At 57.4% G+C, this 911-nt stretch carries 1 protein-coding gene; it reads left to right on the top strand.

Going from position 1 to position 911, the window contains the following annotated elements; genetic code table 11:
- A partial coding sequence (gene secY / locus A9976_RS23065) for a preprotein translocase subunit SecY (RefSeq protein ID WP_183020933.1) occupies positions 1–911 on the top strand: 911 nt, incomplete at both ends.

Consider the following 911-nt stretch of genomic DNA (forward strand, 5'->3'; position numbering starts at 1 on the left):
TTGATGTCGGTGGTGGTGCCGTCGCTGGAAGCGCTCAAGAAAGAGGGCGAATCCGGTCGTCGGAAGATTACCCAGTACACCCGCTACGGCACAGTCGTGCTGGCGCTGGTGCAAGCAGTGGGCATTTCGGTAGCGTTGGAGTCCCAACAGGGACTGGTGATCGATCCGGGTATGCTGTTTCGCTTCACGACCGTTGTAACTCTGGTCACTGGCACCATGTTCGTCATGTGGCTGGGTGAGCAGATTACGGAACGCGGTCTGGGCAACGGGATTTCCATCCTGATCTTCGCAGGTATCGTTGCGGGTCTGCCCGCGGCGCTGGCTGCACTGTTGGACCTGGTCCGCACCAACGCGATGTCCGTGCTTTCGGCACTGTTCATTGTGGCTCTGGTGGTGCTGGTTACCGCTTTTGTGGTGTTCGTGGAACGTGGACAGCGCAAGATCACGGTGAACTACGCCAAGCGTCAGGTCGGCAACAAGGTCTACGGTGGTCAAAGCTCGCATTTGCCGCTGAAGCTGAACATGGCAGGGGTGATTCCGCCGATCTTCGCGTCGTCGATCATTCTGTTCCCGGCCACGATCACGAGCTGGTTCTCCAGCAGTGAGAACATGCGCTGGCTTAGCGACCTGGCTGCGGCCCTGTCGCCTCGTCAACCGCTCTACATCACGCTGTACTCCGTCGCGATTATTTTCTTCTGCTTTTTCTACACGGCTCTGGTGTTCAACAGCCGCGAAACGGCGGACAACCTGAAGAAGAGTGGTGCGTTTGTTCCGGGTATTCGTCCGGGCGAGCAAACAGCGCGCTACATCGACAAGATCCTGATGCGTCTGACGCTCGCAGGTGCCTTGTACATCACTTTGGTGTGCCTGTTGCCTGAATTCTTGGTGATGCGCTGGAACGTTCCTTTCTA

Origin of the sequence: Delftia sp. UME58 (assembly GCF_014170385.1) — a bacterium.
Lineage (GTDB): Bacteria > Pseudomonadota > Gammaproteobacteria > Burkholderiales > Burkholderiaceae_C > Comamonas > Comamonas acidovorans.